A 21,481-nucleotide genomic window follows, 5' to 3' on the forward strand; every position below is an offset into this window, starting at 1 on the left:
TTTTTAGGAGATTTATCATGAACACAAAAACTATCGAAAACATCGTCAAAACAGTTGCTAAAGTTGCTATTAATCTTACAAATGTCGTTTTAGTCTTAACAATTTTGGCAGATTTAATTTCACATATTTATGGATATGATACAGTCAATGTTGGTCATTACGTGATTGATTGGACAATTGGAAAAGAAACGAATACTTGATTAGTAACAGCTCTGACAATTGTAACAAATAGCGCTATGATTTATGGATTGACACAACTCAAACACTTTATTGCCAACTTTACAGTAAAAGATATTTTGGCTGATAAAACCTACCGTTTCTTAAAACAAGCTAGCCTTTATACATTCTTTGTATCATTTCTTCAAAATATGCTATCAACATCAATGCATCAAGCACATCTTATTTTTGATTTTTCAATTTGCGCTTATTTCGTTCTTGTTTATCTACTTGTTAAATACCTACGTGCACGTCGCACGGCTTAAACCAAAGATCATTTTCGTTATACCTATCATTTATTAATATAAAAAGGAGATTTATTATGAATACAAAAACTATCGAAACTGCTGTCAAAACTGTTGCTAAAATTGCTATCAACATCACTGTTGTGAGTCTTGTTTTAATCATTCTTGCTGACTTTGCTTCACATTTTTACGGTTACGATAAAATGGCTCTAGGTCAATACGGTATGATTGAGTGGGCAATTAGTAAGAGCCAACATACTTGGGGCATTACATTTTTGACTTGTCTGGTAAATGGTGCCATTATTTACGGACTTACTAAATTAAAAGCTTTCCTTTCTGATTTGACAGTTGCTGATATTCTTTCAGACCGTACTTATAGCTTTTTGAAAAAAGCAACTCTTTACACATTTGTGGTATCAGTTTTCCAAAACATCTTGACAAATGCTTCTAATACAAGTAATATGACAGTTGACTTTTCAGTTTGCGGCTTTTTGGTCCTTGCTGTTGTGATTAGTAAATGGCTTCGTGCTCGTCACTTAGCTTAATGGGAAAATATTTTTAAGGAGACAATCATGAAAAAAACAAACTATAAAGCTTTGAAAGTTGCTAATGTTATTATTAATGTTACGATTGCTTTAATCATCTTATCTACAATAGTCGGAATTACTCTTTCTTTAACACAACCTCATATAGATTTGACTAATCAAGCTGGAAATGGTTTTTCACTTAACGTTGATATTCCGGAAAAGCTCTTGCATTCGCCATCATTTCTTAGTTTGTTTGCTGTTAATTCATGCCTTTGGATTGCGCTCCTTATTTTTGTGAAATTATTTTTCAAAAATATCATCGATAATAATATTTTTACACCAGAAAATGTAAAACTAGCTCGTTATGTTGAGTACAATTTTATTGCCCTTGCATTTTTAGATAGTTGGTTCCAAAGTTTGTGTTCTGGTTCAGGAGTTTTGACTTTTGTTAACTGGGCTTATCTGGTAGCTGCATTTGTTGTTTGGGTATTTTCAATGATTTTAAAAGAAGCTAATATCATTGCTGAAGAAAATGAATTTACAATTTAGAGGTAGTCATATGATTCAAATTAATCTTGATGTTGAATTAGCAAAACGAAAAATGAAATCAGGTGAATTAGCTGAACGTATCGGTATTACAAATGCTAATCTCTCTATCCTAAAAACAGGTAAAGCAAAAGCGGTTCGTTTAACGACACTAGATGCGATTTGTCGTGAGTTAGGCTGCCAACCTGGTGATATTTTAGAATACATTCCTGATGAAGAGTAAAAAAGCTGAAGTCCAGATTCGGATTTCAGCTTTTTTGTGTGGATTTTTTATCCTTCGATATATTCTTTTAGTTCTTGTCCTTTTAAGCCTGCGTTTAAGGCGATAAGGAGTTTTAAGCGGGCTTTTTGGGCATTGAGTTCTTTGACGAACATAACCCCAGCATTAGCGAGTTGAACGCCGCCTCCTTCGTAGGCATAAACAGGTTCAGTAATACCGTTAAAGCAACGTGAGACAAGGACAACAGGAACTCCTTGCTTGATGAGGTCATAGATTTCTTCAGCAGCGCGTGGTGGCATGTTTCCAGCACCAAGTGCTTCGATGACCACACCTTGAACGTTGCTTGGATTAAGGAAACTAATGATACCATCGCCTCCCATACCAGCGTAAGCTTTGATGATAGGAACTGTACCTGAGATATCTTGCAAATCAAAGCGAACACGAGGTTCTGCGGTACGGAAAAAGAGAATATCGTGTTTCATGATGATGCCAAGTGGCCCATGAATGGGTGTTCTGAAGGTTGAAACGTTAGTAGTGTGTGTTTTTGTGACGTATTTTGCAGCATGAATTTCATCATTCATAACGACCAAGACACCTTTGCCGATGGCTTTTTCATGGCTAGCAACGCGAAGGGCGCTAAGATAGTTATAAACACCATCACTACCTAACTCATTTGATGAGCGCATGGCACCAGTAAGGACGATTGGAATGTTAGGAACTTCCATTGTATCGAGAAAATAGGCTGTTTCTTCAAGGGTATCAGTACCATGAGTGATGACAACACCATCATAGTTTTCAGCTTCTTCTTTTATTTTTTGATAAAGCTTTAACATGTGTCTTGGTGTAATATGGGGACTTGGAACATTAAAAAAATCAAGTGCTGTCACTTGAATGTTCTCAAGATTGACACCGACATGGTTCATCGGATTATCATTTTCTGGGCGGACATGACCAGCTTCATCAGCCTGCATTGAAATGGTGCCACCCGTGTGCAAGACAAGGATTTTTTTCATGACAATAAAACTTCCTTTTAAAAATGTGATATAATCTATTTTAACATAAAGAGGGAGGGCGAGAAACGGTTTGGCAATAAAAGCAGTATTTTTTGATATTGATGGGACACTTTTGAATGATCGTAAGAATGTGCAACAATCGACCTTGAAAGCTATAAATAGTTTGAAAAAACAAGGAATTTTTGTGGGAGTGGCAACGGGACGTGGTCCAGGTTTTGTGCAACCATATCTAGAAAATCTTGGTTTGGATTTTGCTATTTCTTATAATGGTCAATATATTTTTACACGAGATCAGGTGCTTTATCATAATCAAATGGCTGTGTCGACGGTTTATCGTTTGATTCGTTATGCCAATGATCATCGCCGTGAAATCTCTCTGGGAACAGCTTCAGGTTTGCTAGGCTCTCGTATTATCAACATGGGGACAAGTCGCTTTGGTCAAGTTGTCAGCACCCTTGTTCCGAAACGTTGGGCAAAAGCGGTGGAGCGCAGTTTTAAACACTTTATCCGACGTTTCAAACCACAAAATTTAAATGGGTTATTGGCGATTATGCGTCAACCGATTTATCAAGTGGTGTTTGTGGCAACTGAAGGTGAAACAGCTAATATTCAAAATGCTTTTCCTTATATTAAAGTCACACGTAGTAGCCCTTATTCAGCTGACTTGATTTCAAAGGGACAATCCAAAGTCAAAGGAATTGAGCGAGTCGGTGAGATGTTTGGCTTTAGCCTAGATGAGGTCATGGCCTTTGGTGATTCTGATAATGATATTGAAATGTTATCTGGTGTCGGTATTAGTGTTGCTATGGGAAATGCTATCGAGTCTGTCAAGTCCGTAGCAACTTATACAACAGATACTAACAACAATGATGGTATTTCAAAAGCCTTAGCTCACTATGGTTTGATTCACGTTGAAGTTGGTGAACGCTTTGATAGTCAAGATGACAACTTCAATAAAGTCAAAGATTTCCACCATCAAATGGACGGTGAAACTTATGAGACTCCTAGATTATATGGGGTTGAGGAAGCTGACCATCGCTCTGATTTCAAAGTTGAAGAGATTGTCGAATTCTTGTATGCGACAAGTAAAGGAAATCCAGAAGCTTTCCAACAATCTGTAGCTAATTTGCATGAAGCTGTGGATAAAGCTGTTCATAAAATTAAAAGTAAAGAACATCCTGAGACACCACTTGTTGGTCAGGTGGATGCTTTGACGGATTTGTTGTATTTGACTTATGGTTCCTTTGTTTTGATGGGGGTTGACCCAAAACCATTTTTTGATATTGTTCATGAGTCAAATATGGGTAAAATATTCCCTGATGGTCAAGCGCACTTTGATCCAGTTACACATAAGATTTTAAAACCAGATGATTGGGAAGAAAAATTTGCACCAGAACCTGCAATTAAACGTGAGCTGGACCGACAAATTCAAAAATCGTTAAATCGTAAAAAAAGAAACCAAGCTAGTCATTAGACTAACTTGGCTTTTTTCGTAATTATAGAATAGTTGATTAAAAATTATTATTAAAGAGAATTGATATTACTCAAGACTTAGAATGTCTTTTCGCTATCACGAACAACTAGCAAATCGACTTTTGCATGGCGCATAATGTATTCTGATGAAGAACCAATAAGAAGTCGTTCAAATGTGTTAAGACCAGTAGCCCCAACCATAATCAAATCAGCTTTTTCTTTATCAGGAATATCACGAGCTAGGAGTGTTTTTGGATTGCCAAATTCAATGATTTGTTTGATTTTTGTCAATCCTTTATCGCGAGCTTGTTTTTCGTAGTCATCCAATACTTCTTTAGCTTCTTGTTCGAGTTTTTCATAGACGTAAGTATCGAAAGTAGCTACGCTTTGCAAAGCGCGTGTATCAATGACGTGTGTAAGTAGTAACTCTGCGTTGTTGCGTAGTGCAACATTTACCCCTTTTTCAAAAGCCAATTCTGATTCATAAGAACCATCAATAGCAATTAGGATTTTTTCATAATGATGTGACATAAGCTGCCTCCTTAATTATGCTAGCAAGAGCGTAAAAGTGAGCGAAAATGTAGGACTGGTAAGAAATCTTGGTTTATCGAGAACTAAGGTTAGTTATCTGTCAGCTGTTAATAAGATAACAGCATTCCGCATTCCAAACTTCCTGCCCATATCAATAATTTTAATAAGCTAGTCGGGATAAGATAATCAAACGTTAACCGCTTACAATTATCATGAGAAATATCCCTAAAATTATTATACTCTATTTGGGTAAAAAATGAAAGCGTTTAAGGAATTTTTCTGAATATTTTTGCTATAATGGTAAAAGTGAGGAAAAGTATGATTAAAGATATCAAAAATGTTTTAAAGGACTTAAACAGACACAAGTATACTTATATCTTAAGGGCAAGTATTCTCCAGTTGTTGATGACGACAGTTGGAGCTTATATGTTGTCTTTACTTTTAAGAGTTATTTTGGTTAATTCAAATATCCCAGGAATTACTACAGATAATTTATTGAGTTTTTTAACCAACCCTCTGACTTTGCTTGTACTTTTTTTATATCTTTTACTGCTAGCCTTTTTAGTTTACCTAGAGTTTTCTTTATTAGTAGAAATTATTGAGTGCAAGGAATCTAAGCTTGGAGTGGGATTCTCTTATTTCAAGGAGAGAAGCCGTAATTTCTTTAAATTGATTTCTGGTTGGCATTTTTTGGCTTTCCTATTATATTTGATTTTGACCATTCCATTTGTTGAATTTTTGGTATCATCATCTTTGCTAGAAAATCTCTATATTCCTAATTTTATTTCAGGAGAGTTGGTGAAATCTACAAATGGCAAAGTGATTTATTATGGCTTATATATTATCTTGGCTTATCTCAATCTACGTTTTATTTATGCTCTTCCTTTAGCGGTCTCTCAAAATGAACAACGTTTTGCTCATCATATGAAGACATCTTGGCAGTTGACTCAGGGAAAGAAATTCTTTAGATTATTTGGAATTGGTATCATAGCTCTAGCGGTTATAGCAATTGTTGGGCTGTTAAGTGGATTTGGAATTACTTTAGCTGCTCTTGTCGATGGCAGTGATAAAACTTTTTGGGTTGAAACCTTATTTTTATCATATGTCTGGGGTGTCCTTTTTGCAGGACGTTTGGCATTTAAGCTAACCTCCCTCTCATATCTGTTAAAGGGATTTGAACATGAGAAAATTCAGAATCAGTTTACTGATGAAAGGAAAAAGCAACATCGCTTGTTAGCTTTGACTGGACTTTTGGTAGCTATTGGTGGTATTAATTTTACATACAACGCTTTGAAAACTTCTGGGGAACCGTCAAAAGATTTAGCGATTATTGCCCACAGAGGAATGGTTTCTCAAGGTGTTGAAAATTCTTTAGAGTCTTTAGAAGCAGCTGCTAAGGCAGGAGCAACTTATTCAGAAATGGATATTATTTTATCAAAGGATGGTCACTTTATTGTTAGCCATGATGATAACCTTAAACGTCTAACTGGAAAAAATATTAGTATTTCCAAATCTCAGGCTAAAGATGTCCTTGGTTTAAAAATAAAACAATCTGGACACCAATCAAAAATAGTTTCATTTGAAGAGTACGTCGCTAAGGCTAAACAGTTAGGAGTTAAGTTGTTAGTTGAACTAAAACCAGCTGGAAATGAGCCTGATAATTATGAACAACTTTTTGTGGATAAAATGAAAGAGCTAAATATCGTTTCTTCTTATCTGGTTATGTCCGCTGATTTAAAGACTATTGAGAAAGTCAAACAGCTTGATCCTACTATTCAGTCTGGTTATACGATTTCATTTCAACTTGGTGATTTCACAAGTCAAAAAGTGGATTTTTATGCAATTGAGGACTTTTCTTATAATGAATTTTTAGCTCGTAGGGCGCATCAAAATGGTAAGAAAATCTATGTTTGGACAGTTAATTCTAGAGATGATATTCAAAGGTACCTAGAAACTAGTACCGATGGGATTATCACAGACTACACAGCTACCGTTCGGAAAATTGAAAAAGAACTATCCTCTGATGATAACTATCTTGATTATTTTTTACGATTAACGGACCTTTCTTGGATTGAAAAATTATAAAGGAAAGTTTATAATATTTGAAACGAGGTAAAATCTATGAAAATATTTGATAAATCTTCAAAGCTAGAACACGTTGCATATGATATTCGTGGCCCAATTCTTGATGAAGCAAACCGCATGATTGCTAATGGGGAAAAAATTCTTCGCCTCAATACTGGGAACCCAGCAGCTTTTGGTTTTCAAGCACCAGACGAAGTTATTCGTGACTTGATTGCTCATGCACGAAACAGTGAAGGGTATTCTGATAGTAAAGGAATTTTTTCTGCCCGTAAGGCTATTATGCAATACTGTCAATTAAAAGGTTTCCCACATGTGGATATTGATGATATTTACCTAGGAAACGGTGTTTCTGAGTTGATTTCAATGTCGTTGCAAGCTCTTCTTGATGACGGTGATGAAGTTTTGGTTCCTATGCCAGACTATCCATTGTGGACAGCTTGCGTTAGCCTAGCAGGAGGAAATGCGGTGCATTATCTCTGTGATGAACAAGCTAATTGGTATCCTGATATTGATGACATCAAGTCAAAAATTACATCAAATACTAAAGCGATTGTTATCATAAATCCTAATAACCCAACGGGTGCTTTGTACCCAGATGATTTGTTAAAAGAGATTGTAGAAATTGCTCGTCAAAATGACTTAATCATTTTCGCAGATGAAATCTACGATCGCTTGGTAATGGACGGTAAAAAACATACAGCAATTGCTAGCTTAGCACCAGATGTTTTCTGCGTGTCAATGAATGGTTTATCAAAATCACATCGCATTTGTGGTTTCCGTGTTGGTTGGATGGTTCTATCAGGTCCTAAGCATAACGTTAAGGGCTATATTGAAGGGCTTAATATGCTAGCTAATATGCGACTTTGTGCCAATGTACTGGGGCAAAATGTTGTGCAAACTTCTCTAGGTGGTTACCAATCAGTTGATGAACTTTTGATTCCTGGAGGTCGTATCTACGAACAACGTAACTTCATTTATAAAGCAGTTAATGAAGTTCCAGGTTTGTCAGCAGTGAAACCAGAAGCAGGGCTTTACATTTTCCCTAAAATTGATCGTGATATGTATCAAATCGATGACGATGAACAATTCTGTTTAGAGTTATTGAAACAAGAAAAAGTGATGTTGGTTCCTGGTAAAGGATTTAACTGGAAAGAACCAGATCACTTCCGAATTGTATATTTGCCACGTGTTGAAGAATTGGCAGAGGTCCAAGAGAAATTAACACGTGTTCTAAGTCAATATAGACGATAGGAACTAATCATTAGAATGTTATCGCTTTTTTAGCTTGGTAAGGCTTAAAAAAACGAACGTTCTAATGATTTTTTTGATTAAATTCAGGTTGAAAAGTATCCGCTTACAAAGTTATCAGAAGATACAGAAATTTTCTGATAATTGTTTGCAAAATAAGGGTTCCTTTGATATAATTGTAACGCAAATAACGCAAAGGAAGTAGAAAATGCCGAATTTATTAGAAAAAACACGAAAGATTACATCAATTTTGCAACGCTCTGTTGACAGCTTAGACACTGAATTGCCATATAATACAATGGCTGCTCAATTAGCTGATATCATTGATTGTAACGCTTGCATCATCAACGGAGGAGGTAACCTTCTTGGTTATGCAATGAAGTATAAAACAAATACTGACCGCGTAGAGGAATTCTTTGACGCTAAACAATTCCCAGAAAGCTATGTTAAAGCGGCTAGTCGTGTTTACGACACAGAGGCAAACTTGTCTGTGGATAATGAATTGACTATTTTCCCAGTAGAATCAAAAGATATCTACCCTGATGGCTTGACAACTATTGCACCAATTTATGGTGGTGGTATGCGTCTAGGTTCTCTTATCATTTGGCGTAATGATAAAGAGTTTTTAGAAGATGATTTGATTCTTGTTGAAATTGCCTCTACAGTAGTTGGTATCCAATTACTTAACCTTCAAACTGAAAATCTTGAAGAAACTATTCGTAAACAAACAGCTGTTAACATGGCCATCAACACTCTTTCTTACTCAGAAATGAAAGCTGTATCAGCTATTTTGGGTGAATTAGACGGTACAGAAGGTCGCTTAACTGCATCAGTTATTGCTGACCGCATTGGTATCACACGTTCAGTTATTGTTAATGCCCTACGTAAATTGGAATCAGCAGGAATTATCGAAAGCCGTTCATTGGGTATGAAAGGTACTTACCTTAAAGTCATCAATGAAGGTATCTTTGATAAATTAAAGGAATATAATTAATGACAAAAGCTCTTATTTCAATTGATTATACCTACGATTTTGTAGCTGACGATGGTAAATTGACTGCTGGAAAACCAGCGCAAGCTATTGAAGATGATATTGTCCGAGTAACTAAAGAAGCGTATGAAGCTGGAGACTATATCTTCTTTGCCATTGATGCTCATGATGAAGGTGATGATTTTCATCCAGAAGCAAAATTGTTCCCGCCACATAATATCAAGGGGACAAGTGGACGTGATTTGTATGGTAAACTAGCCGACTTGTATGAAACAATCCAGTCAGATCAACGTGTCTTTTGGATGGATAAACGTCATTATTCAGCTTTTTCAGGGACTGATTTAGATATTCGACTCCGTGAACGTCGTATCACAACAGTAGTTTTGACAGGTGTTCTAACGGATATTTGTGTATTACACACAGCTATTGATGCCTATAATCTTGGGTATGATATTGAGATTCCTGCTGCGGCAGTAGCGAGCTTAACACAAGAAAATCATCAGTTTGCTTTAAATCATTTCAAAAATGTTTTAGGTGCAAAGATTATTTAAGTTGAAAGAAGTGGATGACCACTTCTTTTTTTGCTTTAGAAGAAAAGTGTGAAAAATTCTCTGGAAAGAGCTTTCTCACTTTCTTTTACATGTTAAAGAGTCTTAAATTGTGGTATAATTTTAAGGACTATATTGTAAATTTGGTTTACGATTTAATTTTATCAAGGAGAGATAGAGATGAAAATTTCTGAAGAAGAAGAAGTTCGTCATGTGGCAAATCTGTCAAAATTGTCATTTTCTGAAGAAGAAACAACAGAATTTGCGACAACTTTGTCTAAGATTGTAGATATGGTAGAACTCTTGAATGAAGTTGATACAGAGGGAGTCCCTGTAACAACTACAATGGCAGATCGTAAGACTGTTATGCGTGAAGACGTTGCAGTAGCTGGCGATGATCGTGATGAGCTCTTTAAAAACGTGCCTCAATCTGAAAATTACTATATTAAAGTTCCTGCTATCCTAGAAGACGGAGGAGATGCTTAATGTCATTTAATACAAAATCAATTGATGAGTTGCATGACCTTCTTGTCAATAAAGAAATTTCAGCGGTTGAATTAACAAAAGCAACCCTTGAAGATATTAAAGAACGCGAAGCAGCCGTAGATTCATTCATCACTGTTTCTGAAGAAGCTGCGCTAGCTCAAGCAGCAGCTATTGATGAAAAAGGAATTGATGCTGATAATGTGATGTCAGGTATTCCTTTGGCTGTTAAAGATAATATTTCAACTCGTGGTATTTTGACTACAGCTGCATCTAAAATGCTTTACAACTATGAACCAATTTTTGATGCGACTGCTGTTGAAAAACTTTACGGTAAAGATATGGTGGTTATCGGTAAAACAAATATGGATGAATTTGCCATGGGTGGTTCAACTGAAACATCATACTTCAAGAAAACTAAAAATGCTTGGGATCAAACTAAAGTCCCTGGTGGATCATCTGGTGGTTCTGCAACAGCTGTTGCCTCAGGTCAAGTTCGTTTGTCACTTGGTTCTGATACTGGTGGTTCTATCCGCCAACCAGCAGCCTTCAACGGTGTCGTTGGTTTGAAACCAACTTATGGTCGTGTGTCACGTTTTGGTTTGATTGCCTTTGGTAGCTCACTTGACCAAATTGGTCCATTTGCTCAAACGGTTAAAGAAAATGCCCAATTGTTAAACGTTATTGCTGGACACGATGCTAAAGATGCGACATCATCTGACCGCAAAGTTCCTGACTTTACTGGTAAAATCGGTCAAGATATTAAAGGGATGAAGATTGCTCTTCCAAAAGAATATCTTGGTGAAGGTATTGACCCAGAAGTTAAAGAAACAATTCTTAATGCTGCAAAACATTTTGAAAAACTTGGAGCTACTGTTGAAGAAGTTAGCCTTCCACACAGTAAATATGGTGTAGCGGTTTATTATATCATTGCCTCATCAGAAGCTTCTTCAAACTTGCAACGCTTTGATGGTATTCGTTATGGTTACCGTACTGAAAACTATAGCAACCTTGAAGATATTTACGTGAACACTCGTAGCGAAGGATTTGGTGATGAAGTGAAACGTCGTATCATGCTTGGTACATTTAGCTTGTCTTCAGGTTACTATGATGCTTACTTCAAAAAAGCTGGTCAAGTTCGTACATTGATTATCCGTGATTTCGAAAAAATCTTTGCTGACTACGACCTCATCTTAGGTCCAACAGCACCAAGCGTTGCATTTGATTTGGATTCACTTAACCATGATCCAGTTGCGATGTATTTGGCTGATATTTTGACAATTCCTGTTAACTTGGCTGGTCTTCCAGGTATCTCAATTCCTGCAGGATTTGCTCAAGGTCTTCCAGTTGGTATGCAATTGATTGGTCCTAAATACAGTGAAGAAACAATCTATCAAGCTGCTGCAGCCTTTGAAGCAACAACTGATTATCATAAACAACAACCCGTTATTTTTGGAGGTGACAAATAATGAACTTTGAAACAGTCATCGGGCTTGAAGTCCACGTTGAGTTAAATACAAATTCAAAGATTTTTTCACCGACATCAGCACACTTTGGTAACGAACAAAATACCAATACAAATGTTATCGACTGGTCATTCCCAGGTGTTCTTCCAGTGATAAACAAAGGTGTTATTGACGCTGGTATCAAAGCGGCTTTAGCCCTTAACATGGACATTCACCAAAACATGCACTTTGACCGTAAAAACTATTTCTACCCAGATAATCCAAAAGCTTATCAAATTTCACAATTTGATGAACCAATTGGATACAATGGTTGGATTGAAATTGAACTTGAAGATGGTTCAACTAAGAAAATTCGTATCGAACGTGCTCATTTGGAAGAAGATGCTGGTAAAAACACTCACGGTACTGATGGTTACTCATATGTTGACCTTAATCGTCAAGGTGTGCCACTTATCGAAATCGTATCTGAAGCTGATATGCGTTCACCAGAAGAAGCTTACGCTTATCTAACTGCTCTTAAAGAAGTTATCCAATACACTGGTATTTCTGATGTTAAGATGGAAGAAGGTTCTATGCGTGTGGATGCCAATATTTCTCTTCGCCCTTATGGTCAAGAAGAATTTGGTACAAAAGCTGAGTTGAAAAACTTGAACTCATTTAACAACGTGCGTAAAGGTCTTATCTATGAACAAAAACGTCAAGCACAAGTACTTCGTTCAGGTGGTCAAATTCAACAAGAAACTCGTCGTTATGATGAATCAACTGGTGAAACAATCTTGATGCGTGTCAAAGAAGGTTCATCAGATTACCGTTACTTCCCAGAACCAGATCTACCACTTTACGAAGTGTCTGACGAATGGATTGAAGAAATGCGTCAAACTCTTCCAGAGTTTCCAAAAGAACGTCGTGCTAAATACATTAATGAATTTGGCTTGACAGCTTACGATGCTGCTCAATTAACTGCAACAAAAGCAACTTCTGATTTCTTTGAAAGTGCAGTAGCTCTTGGTGGTGATGCTAAACACGTTTCTAACTGGTTGCAAGGTGAAGTGGCTCAATTCCTTAACAGCGAAAACAAAACACTTTCTGAAATCTTGTTAACACCAGAAAACCTTGTTGAAATGCTTGCTATCATTGCTGATGGTACAATTTCATCAAAAATTGCCAAGAAAGTCTTTGTTCACTTGGCTAAAAATGGTGGTTCTGCGCGTGAATACGTTGAAAAAGCTGGTTTGGTTCAAATTTCTGACCCTGCGGTGCTTATTCCAATTATCCACCAAGTCTTTGAAGACAATGAAGCTGCCGTTGCTGACTTCAAGTCAGGTAAACGTAATGCTGACAAAGCCTTCACTGGATTCTTGATGAAAGCCACAAAAGGTAAAGCAAACCCACAAGTTGCCCTTAAATTATTGGCACAAGAGTTGGCAAAATTAAAAGAAGAATAAGATAACTAAGAAATCATCCTTCGGGGTGATTTTTTTAATTCCATATAGCATGGCTTGACAATCTAGTCGGAGAAGTATTAAAGCTATTTTTAATTTATTTTACTCCCTTTTTTAATCTCCAAAAATAATAGAATTTTTAGAAAGATTACTTTACAAAAAGTGTCATAAATGGTGTGTTTTATGACCAGTAAATGTGTTATACTTGGAGCTGAATTTTATTTGGTAAGGTAGATGGAGTTAAGATGAATAAGATGTTTAAGGGAACTATTATGGTTCTTATTGCAGGGATATTCTGGGGGATTTCTGGGGTTTCAGGGCAATATTTGATGGCCCATGGAATTAATGTCGACTTATTGTCTTGTGTACGTTTAATTACAGCTGGTGTGATAATGACGACTATTGCAGCACTCAATCAGTGTGAGACGTTTTTGAAGGCTGTGACGTCACTAAAAGCACTTGGTGGTATTGCCATTTTTTCACTGATTGGGCTTGTGATGAATCAGTATGCTTATCTAAGAGCAATTGAAAGCACAAATGCAGGGACAGCAACGGTTATACAGTATATGGCGCCAATTCTTGTTTTGGCCTATGTCTCTTTGAGAAAGAAACAACTGCCAAGAGGAAGTGAAATATTGGCGATTATCTTAGCGGTTTTAGGAACTTTTATCATTGCAATGCATGGGCGCCTTGATGGGCTAGCTATCACGCCATGTGGTTTTGCTTGGGGATTGTTTTCAGCGGTAACTTATTCGTTTTATATTATTTTACCGGCGAAATTAATTCGTGAGTATGGTAGCTTCACAGTTATTGGTCTTGGCATGATTATGGGTGGAATTGTTTTTCCGATTTTGGTACATCCATGGCAATACACTCTAGTGCTAAATGTTGGCAATTGGATTGGTTTGTTTGGAATCATCATTGTTGGAACGGTTTTTGCCTATAGCTTATTTTTAAAGGGAACAGCTATTGTTGGCGCGGTTAAGGGAAGTTTGCTTGCCTGTGTTGAACCAATTTCTTCAGTTTTCTTTTCTTTGACTATTATGCACGAAGTCTTTTATCCGATGGATTTTCTAGGAATGATTTTTATTATCGGTGCGGTTCTATTAATTTCTTTACGAGATTTAGTAGTCGTCAAAAAACAATTGCAATAACAATTTCATTAAAGAGTGGTTTTCCACTCTTTTTTATTAAATTAAGGTATTATCCAATTCGCCATATTGGTCTAAATATGTTAAAATAAATAGTAAAATATATTTTTTTGGAGAGTAATTTGAGTATAGACGATTATAGGCCGACCTTCGTGGTTGAGGCAGTTTATGATTTAAAAGCAGACGATTTGTTGCGACATGGAATTCATGCCGTTTTAGTAGATTTAGATAATACCTTAATTGCATGGAATAACCCAGATGGGACACCTGAAGTACGCGCGTGGTTGGATGAAATGACCATGGCTGACATTTCAGTTGTTGTTGTATCAAATAATAGTCATTCACGTGTTGATCGTGCGGTATCACGCTTTGGTGTGGATTTTGTTAGCCGTGCCATGAAGCCTTTCACACGTGGTATTAATAAAGCCATTAAGCGTTATGGATTTGACCGTGACGAAGTTATCATGGTTGGTGACCAGTTGATGACAGATATTCGTGCGGCACACCGTGCAGATATTCAATCTGTTTTGGTTAAACCTTTGGTTAAATCTGATGCTTGGAATACTAGAATTAATCGTTGGCGTGAACGTCGTGTTTGGGCTAAACTTGAAGAAAAATACGGAAAAATCCAATATCAAAAAGGAATTTAATGGAAGAATTATTATGTATTGGCTGCGGAGCCAAAATTCAAACAGAAGATAAAGAACAAGCAGGATACACACCAAAAGCAGCCCTTGAAAAAGGTTTAGAAACTGGTGAATTGTATTGTCAAAGATGTTTTAGATTACGTCACTATAACGAAATCACTGATGTTCATATCACAGATGATGAGTTCTTAAAACTTCTACATGAAGTTGGTGATAGTGATGCTCTTGTGGTTAATGTTGTGGATATCTTTGATTTTAACGGATCAGTTATCCCAGGAATGTCACGCTTTGTCTCTGGCAATGATGTTCTTCTTGTCGGAAACAAAAAAGATATTTTGCCAAAATCTGTAAAAACAGGAAAAGTGACACAATGGTTGACTGAGCGTGCTCACGAAGAAGGACTTCGACCAGTTGACGTTATCTTGACAAGTGCACAAAATCACCAAGCTATCAAGGACTTGATTGATAAGATTGAAAAATTACGTCGTGGACGTGATGTTTATGTGGTAGGTGTGACTAACGTTGGTAAATCAACACTTATCAATGCTATCATCAAAGAAATTACTGGTGAAAAAGATATTATTACAACTTCTCGATTCCCAGGAACAACTCTTGATAAGATTGAAATCCCATTGGATGACGGTAGCCATATTTTCGATACACCAGGTATCATTCACCGTCACCAAATGGCGCATTACCTTAGCGATAAAAACTTAAAATACATTAGTCCTAAGAAAGAAATCAAACCAAAAACTTACCAACTCAATCCTGAACAAACTTTGTTCTTAGCTGGTTTGGGTCGCTTTGATTTTGTGGCTGGTGACAAACAAGGTTTCACAGCTTATTTTGATAATAATTTGAAATTACACCGTACTAAATTAGCTGGTGCCGATGCCTTTTACGATAAACACGTTGGTAGTCTTTTGACACCACCAAGTGATAAAGAATTGGCTGAGTTTCCAAAACTTGTCCGCCATGAATTTACCATCAAAGATAAAATGGATGTGGTTTATTCAGGACTTGGTTGGATTCGTATTAAAGCCTCACAAGCTAATCCAGTGAAGATTGCAGCTTGGGCACCAGAAGGTGTGGCTGTTCTTCTTCGTAAAGCGTTGATTTAAGGAAAATAAAAAGAAAGGAAGTTCAAGTCAATTTTACTTGATTTGAGCCTGGGCTAGCAATCAGATGACTATCTAGTGACATCTGCTTTTGAGAATGCCCTTAGAGTTATAGATATGTTAACATCAAAACAACGTGCTTTTTTGAAATCACAAGCACATTCAATGAAACCAATTGTTCAAATTGGTAAAAATGGTCTTAACGACCAAATTAAAACAAGTATTCGTAATGCACTAGATGCACGCGAATTGATTAAAGTAACACTTCTTCAAAATACTGATGAAGATATTCATGAAGTTGCTGAAATCTTAGAAGATGAGATTGGTTGTGATACAGTACTAAAAATCGGTCGTATCATTATTCTTTACAAAGAATCATCTAAAAAACAAAACCGTAAAATCTCACCAAAAGTAAAAGAACTTAATAAATAGTCTGTTTCTAATATAGACAATGTAGTTAAAAGAGCTGGGCGTAATGCCTATCTCGGAGGTAGTCGTATGGCATTAGAATTAGTTACTCCATTTACCAAAGTGGAACTGGAGAAAAAAGAAAAAGATAAAAATCGTAAGCAAATTGGTATTTTGGGCGGAAATTTTAACCCTGTCCACAATGCTCATCTCGTGGTTGCTGACCAAGTCCGCCAACAATTAAGTTTGGACAAAGTTCTTCTTATGCCCGAATATGAGCCACCACATCTTGATAAAAAAGAAACGATTGATGAAAAACACCGCTTGAAAATGCTTGAATTAGCTATTGAGGGTGTTGAAGGCTTGGACATTGAAACTATTGAGCTAGAACGTAAAGGTGTCAGTTACACTTACGATACCATGAAGCTTTTGATTGAAAAAAATCCGGACGTGGATTACTATTTCATTATTGGTGCTGATATGGTTGATTACCTTCCAAAATGGTACAAAATTGATGAATTGATTAAAATGGTGCAGTTTGTTGGTGTTCAACGTCCTAAATATAAGGCTGGAACATCATATCCTGTCATCTGGGTAGATGTGCCAATGATGGACATCTCATCAAGTTTAGTTCGTCATCATTTTGAAATGGGTTGTCGTCCAAACTTCTTGACGCCACCTGCTGTTATCGACTACATTGAGAAAGAAGGGCTTTACCGTGACCTATGAGACATACACTGCGGGAATTGAACGTGCTGAGCTTTTAGATAAAGTATCAGCTGTTATGAGCGAGAAGCGTTTCAAACATGTTCTTGGTGTGGAAAAAGCTGCTATTGAACTAGCTGAGCGTTATGGTTGTAATACTGAAAAAGCTGGACTTGCTGGCTTGATTCATGATTACGCCAAAGAACTCTCTGATCAAGAATTTTTGGATTTGATTGATAAGCATCAGCTTGATCCAGAACTCAAAAAATGGGGAAATAATGTCTGGCATGGCATGGTCGGCATTTATAAGATTCAAGAAGATTTGGGTATCACTGATAAGGAAATCTTGCGTAGTATTGAAACACATACCGTTGGTTCAGGTGACATGTCACTGCTTGATAAAATTATCTATGTAGCTGATTACATCGAGCCAGGGCGTCGCTTTCCTTTGGTGGAAAAAGCGCGTGTGATTGCTAAAGAATCGCTTAATAAGGCAGTGGCTTATGAAACGGTTCATACCGTTGAGCACCTTGCACACCAAGCTTTTCCAATCTTCCCACAAACCATTGAAACTTATAATGCGTATGTTGGGTTTATGAAAGATGACAAATGAAAACAGCTCTGTTAGTGATTGATATTCAAACAGCCTTGATAGAGGCTAAACCGTATGTAGTTGATAACTGCTTGTCTGTCTGGCAAAAAGCAATCGCCACTTGTCGTGAGAAAAACATTGAGGTGATTTACGTCCGCCACAATGACGATGAACTACTAACAGGAAGTCATGGCTGGAAAATTTACGACGGTGTTGCTCCGAAAGCAGGAGAAAAAATCTTTGATAAGCAATATAATAGTGCTTTTAAAGAAACTCATTTACAGACTTATCTGGATAGCCAATCTATTGAGCGGCTGATTATCATTGGCATGGCAACGAATTATTGCATTGATACGACTGTTAAGGTGGCGTTTGAGTTTGGCTATGATTTGGCAGTTATTAAAAATGGCACGACTACCTTTGCTGAAAGAGAAATTACAGCAGAACAATTAATACAGCATTATGAAAGCACTTGGAATGGACGTTTTGCCCAAGTGGCTGATTTAGAAGAAATTTTAAAAGAGGATTAAATGGATAAAAAAGAATTACTAGAATTGGTTGTTAAAGCAGCTGATGAAAAACGTGCAGAAGACATGGTTGTTTTGGACCTTTATGGTTTGACTAGTGTGACAGATTATTTTGTAGTGGTTAGCGCTATGAACACACGTCAACTGGACGCTATTGCAGAAAACATCCGTGAAAAAGTTAAAGAAGCTGGTGGCGACGCTAGCCATGCTGAAGGTGATAGCCGTACTGGTTGGGTACTACTTGACCTTAACGACGTTGTTGTTCACATCTTCTCAGAAGACGAACGCGAACACTACAACATCGAAAAATTGTGGCACGAAGCACCTATGGTCGATGTGTCAGAATACCTTGCTTAAGGATAATCTTACCTTGCCTTGCCATTTGGCAAGGTTTTTGAAACTTGAAGAGAAACGAAAATGAACAAAAACTACGAAAAATTTGCAGCGGTTTATGATGCCATCATGGACGACAGCCTTTATGATAAATGGACAGACTTTTCGCTCCGCCATTTTCCAAAAGATAAGAAAAAGCTCTTGGAATTAGCCTGTGGAACTGGGATTCAGTCAGTACGCTTTTCTAAAGCTGGCTTCGACGTGACAGGGCTTGATTTGAGCGAGGATATGCTTGAAATCGCAAGAAAACGTGCAACAGCTGCTGGTGAAGATATCGAGTTCAAGCAAGGCAACATGCTTGATTTGTCGCAAGCTGGTAAATACGACTTGGTGACATGCTACTCAGATTCTATCTGTTATATGGCTGATGAAGTTGAAGTCGGTGATGTCTTCAAACAAGTCTATGACAGCTTAAATGACGGCGGTGTCTTCATCTTTGACGTACACTCAACTTATAAGACTGACACTGTCTTTCCTGGTTATTCTTACCATGAAAATGCTGAAGAATTTGCCATGGTCTGGGACACGTACGCTGATGATGCACCGCACTCAGTTGTCCACGAATTGACTTTCTTCTTGCAAGACGAAGACGGACGCTTCACACGCTACGACGAAGTCCACGAAGAACGCACATATGAAGTCTTGACTTACGACATCCTCTTGGAACAAGCAGGTTTCAAATCATTCAAACTCTACGCTGATTTCGAAGACAAAAAACCACGCAAAAAATCAGAACGCTGGTTCTTTGTGTGTCAGAAGTAGGGGAGAAATAAAGTATGTAGGAAGTATTTTTATGCTCCAATTATTGTTAATTTTTATTACAGTAGTTCTAGAATTTTGGGTGTTAAAAAATATCTTATCAGTAAATTTAAGAGAGTATCAAGGTTTTAACACTCGCTTTTTTTCTCACAGTAATAATACTATAAGTACTAATAGCGTTATTTTTTGGATTTTTATATCGCCTGTTTTTTCATGTTTTACTTACCTTGTGATATGGTTTTTGAATGATAATTTGGAAAATTTGATGATTGGCTTTAATAAGCTTTGGCTGATTTCACTATTCTTTTGGTTAGGTGAGTATTTACTTGTTATTCTGTTGGGTAGACGAAAACTGGTGAATGGAATTTTTATTTTTGCTATAGCAATAAGTTCTTTGATGTTAAATTACTATTTATCAGTGATAGCTTTTACAGGTAACATTGGGGATATTTTACCTAATGCTAGCAATACCACTTTTCAATTGTATTTAATATTGGGAATGTTTATTGTGTCAGCTATACAAGTAACCTATGAAAATGATAACTATACATTGAAGCGTAATGAATTTATTTTACGAAAATTTGAAAGTTATTTATCGAAATTTGATATATTATTAAAATTAGATGACTCATTACTTTATTTAGTTTCATCAATTTTATTAGTAGAGGATTTTGAGAGACCAAAAGTTATAAGGATTTTTGAAAGGATAGTAAATTCATCTACTCGAAATATCGCGCAAAATGATTCATTAAATGATTATCATAGTGTTTTTTTACTTACTCAGAATATACAAGAACTGTACAATAATCATTCTGAATTAGGAGATTGGATTTATGAGATTGCTTATGAGTATAATCATTCTGAGCAATATGCACATGATGTGGAGGGAATATACTATACATTACAAAATCTAGATGCGCGATATTCTATCTCTAAAATATATAGGAGCACAATATGACTATCACTGGTATTATTGCTGAATTTAATCCTTTTCATAATGGGCATGAGTATTTGTTGTCACAGGCTGAAGGAGTAAAGGTTGTTGCCATGTCTGGGAATTTTGTGCAGCGTGGAGAGCCTGCGGTTGTGGACAAATGGACGCGCGCAGAAATGGCTCTGAAATGCGGTGCTGATTTGGTGGTTGAGCTGCCATTTTTGGTGGCTGTTCAGTCAGCGGACTACTTTGCGCAGGGTGCGGTGGACATTTTAGAGCGCCTTGGTGTGGATAACTTGGCATTTGGAACGGAAGAAAATCTGGATTATCAACACTTTTCACAGATTTATGCGGATAATCAACAGAAAATGGTGGATTACTTGCAAAATTTGCCAGATAATTTGTCTTATCCACAGAAAACGCAGAAAATGTGGGAGACATTTGCTGGTGTCAACTTCACAGGCAACACGCCAAATCATATTTTGGGGCTTTCTTATGCTAAAGCTTGCGCAGGAAAATCAATCAAGCTTAGCCCAATCATGCGTCAGGGAGCAGGTTATCACTCGCTTGATACTGATGTGGCTTTTGCCTCCGCGACAAATTTGCGTATCCACAGACAAGACAAAGATTTTGTGGACAAATTCATGCCGCAAGCTGACCTTTTCCTAAGCGCCCCTCAAGTGACTTGGGAGAATTATTTCCAATTGCTCAAGTACCAAATCGTGACAAACCCTGATTTGACAAGGATTTTCCAGGTTAATGAAGAGTTAGCTAGCCGTATCAGCTCAGCTATTAGGAGCGTAGCGACTGTGGACGAATTGGTGGATAAAGTCGCCACGAAGCGCTACACGAAGGCTCGAATCCGTCGCATTTTGGCTTATATCTTGGTCGGAGCTGTGGAAAAGCCCTTGCCAGAAGCGGTTCACGTGCTCGGATTTACCGAAAAAGGGCAAAAGCACCTCAAAACAGTGAAAAAGTCTGTGGATATCGTCGCTAGAATCGGTGCAAAACCGTGGGACGTGGTAACCCAACAAGCCGACCAAGTCTATCAACTTGGAAATCCACAGATTCAAGAGCAAACTTGGGGAAAAGTGCCGATTGGAATCACAAAATAAGCGTTTACATAAACAAACTAAAAACTGGGCTTTTGTTGAGCTCAGTTTTCGCTTTTAATTTTTAGGAACATTTTACACAGGCTTGTCAAAGTGCTATA

General features: G+C 37.1%; 26 protein-coding genes. 24 read left to right on the top strand and 2 right to left on the bottom strand.

Annotated elements, in window-relative coordinates:
- The first annotated feature begins 17 nt into the window (after nucleotides 1–17).
- From B4D49_RS08710 to B4D49_RS08730, 5 genes are read left to right on the top strand one after another with little or no spacing between them, the layout of a single operon-like run.
- On the top strand, nucleotides 18–200 hold the full coding sequence (locus B4D49_RS08710; protein ID WP_286784130.1) for a hypothetical protein: 183 nt from the start codon (nucleotides 18–20) through the stop codon (nucleotides 198–200).
- 36 nt (nucleotides 201–236) lie between these two features.
- Nucleotides 237–482: a hypothetical protein gene (locus tag B4D49_RS08715; protein ID WP_286784132.1), complete on the top strand. Its 246-nt coding sequence runs from the start codon at nucleotides 237–239 to the stop codon at nucleotides 480–482.
- Between the two features lie 56 nt (nucleotides 483–538).
- Nucleotides 539–1,006 (top strand): hypothetical protein, encoded by a 468-nt coding sequence (locus B4D49_RS08720; RefSeq protein ID WP_132869095.1) that lies wholly within the window; start codon nucleotides 539–541, stop codon nucleotides 1,004–1,006.
- A gap of 27 nt (nucleotides 1,007–1,033) precedes the next feature.
- Nucleotides 1,034–1,537 (top strand): DUF2975 domain-containing protein, encoded by a 504-nt coding sequence (locus tag B4D49_RS08725; protein ID WP_199543139.1) that lies wholly within the window; start codon nucleotides 1,034–1,036, stop codon nucleotides 1,535–1,537.
- Nucleotides 1,538–1,547: 10 nt separating this feature from the next.
- The gene (locus B4D49_RS08730; RefSeq protein ID WP_014335241.1) at nucleotides 1,548–1,757 is read left to right on the top strand and encodes a helix-turn-helix domain-containing protein; all 210 of its coding nucleotides are present in this window, start codon (nucleotides 1,548–1,550) and stop codon (nucleotides 1,755–1,757) included.
- Between the two features lie 47 nt (nucleotides 1,758–1,804).
- Here the strand turns inward: B4D49_RS08730 and B4D49_RS08735 are convergent, their stop codons facing one another.
- The gene (locus B4D49_RS08735; RefSeq protein WP_199543137.1) at nucleotides 1,805–2,767 is read right to left on the bottom strand and encodes an asparaginase; all 963 of its coding nucleotides are present in this window, start codon (nucleotides 2,765–2,767) and stop codon (nucleotides 1,805–1,807) included.
- A gap of 70 nt (nucleotides 2,768–2,837) precedes the next feature.
- Between B4D49_RS08735 and B4D49_RS08740 the strand changes: the two genes are divergently transcribed.
- A complete protein-coding gene (locus B4D49_RS08740) occupies nucleotides 2,838–4,241 on the top strand; it encodes a Cof-type HAD-IIB family hydrolase (protein ID WP_199543134.1) in 1,404 nt (467 codons plus the stop codon).
- A 77-nt stretch (nucleotides 4,242–4,318) separates the two neighbouring features.
- On the opposite strand, the gene B4D49_RS08745 is transcribed toward B4D49_RS08740, so the two are convergent.
- A complete protein-coding gene (locus tag B4D49_RS08745) occupies nucleotides 4,319–4,771 on the bottom strand; it encodes a universal stress protein (protein ID WP_074482515.1) in 453 nt (150 codons plus the stop codon).
- 318 nt (nucleotides 4,772–5,089) lie between these two features.
- Here B4D49_RS08745 and B4D49_RS08750 point away from each other — a divergent pair, with 318 nt between their 5' ends.
- From B4D49_RS08750 to B4D49_RS08835, 18 genes are all read left to right on the top strand, one after another.
- A complete protein-coding gene (locus tag B4D49_RS08750) occupies nucleotides 5,090–6,856 on the top strand; it encodes a glycerophosphodiester phosphodiesterase (protein WP_286784134.1) in 1,767 nt (588 codons plus the stop codon).
- A gap of 36 nt (nucleotides 6,857–6,892) precedes the next feature.
- Nucleotides 6,893–8,107 carry a pyridoxal phosphate-dependent aminotransferase gene (locus B4D49_RS08755; RefSeq protein ID WP_132869385.1) on the top strand — a complete coding sequence of 405 codons (1,215 nt, stop codon included), beginning with the start codon at nucleotides 6,893–6,895 and terminating at the stop codon, nucleotides 8,105–8,107.
- Nucleotides 8,108–8,312: 205 nt separating this feature from the next.
- On the top strand, nucleotides 8,313–9,098 hold the full coding sequence (gene codY, locus B4D49_RS08760; protein ID WP_003066268.1) for a GTP-sensing pleiotropic transcriptional regulator CodY: 786 nt from the start codon (nucleotides 8,313–8,315) through the stop codon (nucleotides 9,096–9,098).
- A complete protein-coding gene (locus B4D49_RS08765; RefSeq protein ID WP_004233137.1) occupies nucleotides 9,098–9,646 on the top strand; it encodes a cysteine hydrolase family protein in 549 nt (182 codons plus the stop codon). Before codY ends, B4D49_RS08765 begins: the two co-directional genes overlap by 1 nt.
- Nucleotides 9,647–9,823: 177 nt before the next feature.
- Entirely contained in the window at nucleotides 9,824–10,129 is a 306-nt protein-coding gene (gene gatC / locus B4D49_RS08770) for an Asp-tRNA(Asn)/Glu-tRNA(Gln) amidotransferase subunit GatC (RefSeq protein ID WP_286784135.1), read from the top strand.
- Nucleotides 10,129–11,595 (top strand): Asp-tRNA(Asn)/Glu-tRNA(Gln) amidotransferase subunit GatA, encoded by a 1,467-nt coding sequence (gatA, locus tag B4D49_RS08775; protein WP_286784136.1) that lies wholly within the window; start codon nucleotides 10,129–10,131, stop codon nucleotides 11,593–11,595. The genes gatC and gatA overlap by 1 nt, the downstream gene beginning before the upstream one ends.
- Nucleotides 11,595–13,037, top strand: a complete 1,443-nt coding sequence (gene gatB / locus B4D49_RS08780) for an Asp-tRNA(Asn)/Glu-tRNA(Gln) amidotransferase subunit GatB (RefSeq protein ID WP_286784137.1) — start codon at nucleotides 11,595–11,597, stop codon at nucleotides 13,035–13,037. Before gatA ends, gatB begins: the two co-directional genes overlap by 1 nt.
- A gap of 242 nt (nucleotides 13,038–13,279) precedes the next feature.
- The gene (locus tag B4D49_RS08785) at nucleotides 13,280–14,188 is read left to right on the top strand and encodes a DMT family transporter (RefSeq protein WP_286784138.1); all 909 of its coding nucleotides are present in this window, start codon (nucleotides 13,280–13,282) and stop codon (nucleotides 14,186–14,188) included.
- Nucleotides 14,189–14,307: 119 nt separating this feature from the next.
- The gene (locus B4D49_RS08790; protein ID WP_199543116.1) at nucleotides 14,308–14,835 is read left to right on the top strand and encodes a YqeG family HAD IIIA-type phosphatase; all 528 of its coding nucleotides are present in this window, start codon (nucleotides 14,308–14,310) and stop codon (nucleotides 14,833–14,835) included.
- Complete coding sequence (yqeH, locus tag B4D49_RS08795; RefSeq protein ID WP_286784139.1) at nucleotides 14,835–15,953, top strand: ribosome biogenesis GTPase YqeH; 1,119 nt, start codon at nucleotides 14,835–14,837, stop codon at nucleotides 15,951–15,953. The genes B4D49_RS08790 and yqeH overlap by 1 nt, the downstream gene beginning before the upstream one ends.
- A gap of 114 nt (nucleotides 15,954–16,067) precedes the next feature.
- A complete protein-coding gene (gene yhbY, locus B4D49_RS08800; protein ID WP_074482503.1) occupies nucleotides 16,068–16,382 on the top strand; it encodes a ribosome assembly RNA-binding protein YhbY in 315 nt (104 codons plus the stop codon).
- Between the two features lie 66 nt (nucleotides 16,383–16,448).
- Entirely contained in the window at nucleotides 16,449–17,087 is a 639-nt protein-coding gene (locus tag B4D49_RS08805) for a nicotinate-nucleotide adenylyltransferase (protein ID WP_199543098.1), read from the top strand.
- The gene (yqeK, locus tag B4D49_RS08810; RefSeq protein ID WP_286784140.1) at nucleotides 17,077–17,676 is read left to right on the top strand and encodes a bis(5'-nucleosyl)-tetraphosphatase (symmetrical) YqeK; all 600 of its coding nucleotides are present in this window, start codon (nucleotides 17,077–17,079) and stop codon (nucleotides 17,674–17,676) included. The genes B4D49_RS08805 and yqeK overlap by 11 nt, the downstream gene beginning before the upstream one ends.
- Nucleotides 17,673–18,185 (top strand): cysteine hydrolase family protein, encoded by a 513-nt coding sequence (locus B4D49_RS08815; RefSeq protein WP_199543079.1) that lies wholly within the window; start codon nucleotides 17,673–17,675, stop codon nucleotides 18,183–18,185. The genes yqeK and B4D49_RS08815 overlap by 4 nt, the downstream gene beginning before the upstream one ends.
- Complete coding sequence (gene rsfS / locus B4D49_RS08820) at nucleotides 18,186–18,539, top strand: ribosome silencing factor (protein WP_003066240.1); 354 nt, start codon at nucleotides 18,186–18,188, stop codon at nucleotides 18,537–18,539. It begins immediately after the preceding gene.
- 60 nt (nucleotides 18,540–18,599) lie between these two features.
- Nucleotides 18,600–19,337: a class I SAM-dependent DNA methyltransferase gene (locus B4D49_RS08825; RefSeq protein ID WP_199543077.1), complete on the top strand. Its 738-nt coding sequence runs from the start codon at nucleotides 18,600–18,602 to the stop codon at nucleotides 19,335–19,337.
- Nucleotides 19,338–19,368: 31 nt separating this feature from the next.
- Nucleotides 19,369–20,292: a hypothetical protein gene (locus B4D49_RS08830; RefSeq protein WP_286784141.1), complete on the top strand. Its 924-nt coding sequence runs from the start codon at nucleotides 19,369–19,371 to the stop codon at nucleotides 20,290–20,292.
- The gene (locus B4D49_RS08835) at nucleotides 20,289–21,383 is read left to right on the top strand and encodes a nucleotidyltransferase (RefSeq protein ID WP_286784142.1); all 1,095 of its coding nucleotides are present in this window, start codon (nucleotides 20,289–20,291) and stop codon (nucleotides 21,381–21,383) included. Before B4D49_RS08830 ends, B4D49_RS08835 begins: the two co-directional genes overlap by 4 nt.
- Nucleotides 21,384–21,481 lie beyond the last annotated feature (98 nt).

Source organism: Streptococcus sp. UBA4344 (genome assembly GCF_002393675.1).
GTDB lineage: Bacteria > Bacillota > Bacilli > Lactobacillales > Streptococcaceae > Streptococcus > Streptococcus vicugnae.

Coding starts and splice junctions, on each gene's coding strand:
- B4D49_RS08710 (WP_286784130.1), top strand. CDS start 18: ATGAACACAAAAACTATCGAAAACATCGTCAAAACAGTTGCTAAAGTT.
- B4D49_RS08715 (WP_286784132.1), top strand. CDS start 237: ATGATTTATGGATTGACACAACTCAAACACTTTATTGCCAACTTTACA.
- B4D49_RS08720 (WP_132869095.1), top strand. CDS start 539: ATGAATACAAAAACTATCGAAACTGCTGTCAAAACTGTTGCTAAAATT.
- B4D49_RS08725 (WP_199543139.1), top strand. CDS start 1,034: ATGAAAAAAACAAACTATAAAGCTTTGAAAGTTGCTAATGTTATTATT.
- B4D49_RS08730 (WP_014335241.1), top strand. CDS start 1,548: ATGATTCAAATTAATCTTGATGTTGAATTAGCAAAACGAAAAATGAAA.
- B4D49_RS08735 (WP_199543137.1), bottom strand. CDS start 2,767: ATGAAAAAAATCCTTGTCTTGCACACGGGTGGCACCATTTCAATGCAG.
- B4D49_RS08745 (WP_074482515.1), bottom strand. CDS start 4,771: ATGTCACATCATTATGAAAAAATCCTAATTGCTATTGATGGTTCTTAT.
- B4D49_RS08750 (WP_286784134.1), top strand. CDS start 5,090: ATGATTAAAGATATCAAAAATGTTTTAAAGGACTTAAACAGACACAAG.
- B4D49_RS08755 (WP_132869385.1), top strand. CDS start 6,893: ATGAAAATATTTGATAAATCTTCAAAGCTAGAACACGTTGCATATGAT.
- codY (WP_003066268.1), top strand. CDS start 8,313: ATGCCGAATTTATTAGAAAAAACACGAAAGATTACATCAATTTTGCAA.
- B4D49_RS08765 (WP_004233137.1), top strand. CDS start 9,098: ATGACAAAAGCTCTTATTTCAATTGATTATACCTACGATTTTGTAGCT.
- gatC (WP_286784135.1), top strand. CDS start 9,824: ATGAAAATTTCTGAAGAAGAAGAAGTTCGTCATGTGGCAAATCTGTCA.
- gatA (WP_286784136.1), top strand. CDS start 10,129: ATGTCATTTAATACAAAATCAATTGATGAGTTGCATGACCTTCTTGTC.
- gatB (WP_286784137.1), top strand. CDS start 11,595: ATGAACTTTGAAACAGTCATCGGGCTTGAAGTCCACGTTGAGTTAAAT.
- B4D49_RS08785 (WP_286784138.1), top strand. CDS start 13,280: ATGAATAAGATGTTTAAGGGAACTATTATGGTTCTTATTGCAGGGATA.
- yqeH (WP_286784139.1), top strand. CDS start 14,835: ATGGAAGAATTATTATGTATTGGCTGCGGAGCCAAAATTCAAACAGAA.
- yhbY (WP_074482503.1), top strand. CDS start 16,068: ATGTTAACATCAAAACAACGTGCTTTTTTGAAATCACAAGCACATTCA.
- B4D49_RS08805 (WP_199543098.1), top strand. CDS start 16,449: ATGGCATTAGAATTAGTTACTCCATTTACCAAAGTGGAACTGGAGAAA.
- B4D49_RS08815 (WP_199543079.1), top strand. CDS start 17,673: ATGAAAACAGCTCTGTTAGTGATTGATATTCAAACAGCCTTGATAGAG.
- rsfS (WP_003066240.1), top strand. CDS start 18,186: ATGGATAAAAAAGAATTACTAGAATTGGTTGTTAAAGCAGCTGATGAA.
- B4D49_RS08825 (WP_199543077.1), top strand. CDS start 18,600: ATGAACAAAAACTACGAAAAATTTGCAGCGGTTTATGATGCCATCATG.
- B4D49_RS08830 (WP_286784141.1), top strand. CDS start 19,369: ATGCTCCAATTATTGTTAATTTTTATTACAGTAGTTCTAGAATTTTGG.
- B4D49_RS08835 (WP_286784142.1), top strand. CDS start 20,289: ATGACTATCACTGGTATTATTGCTGAATTTAATCCTTTTCATAATGGG.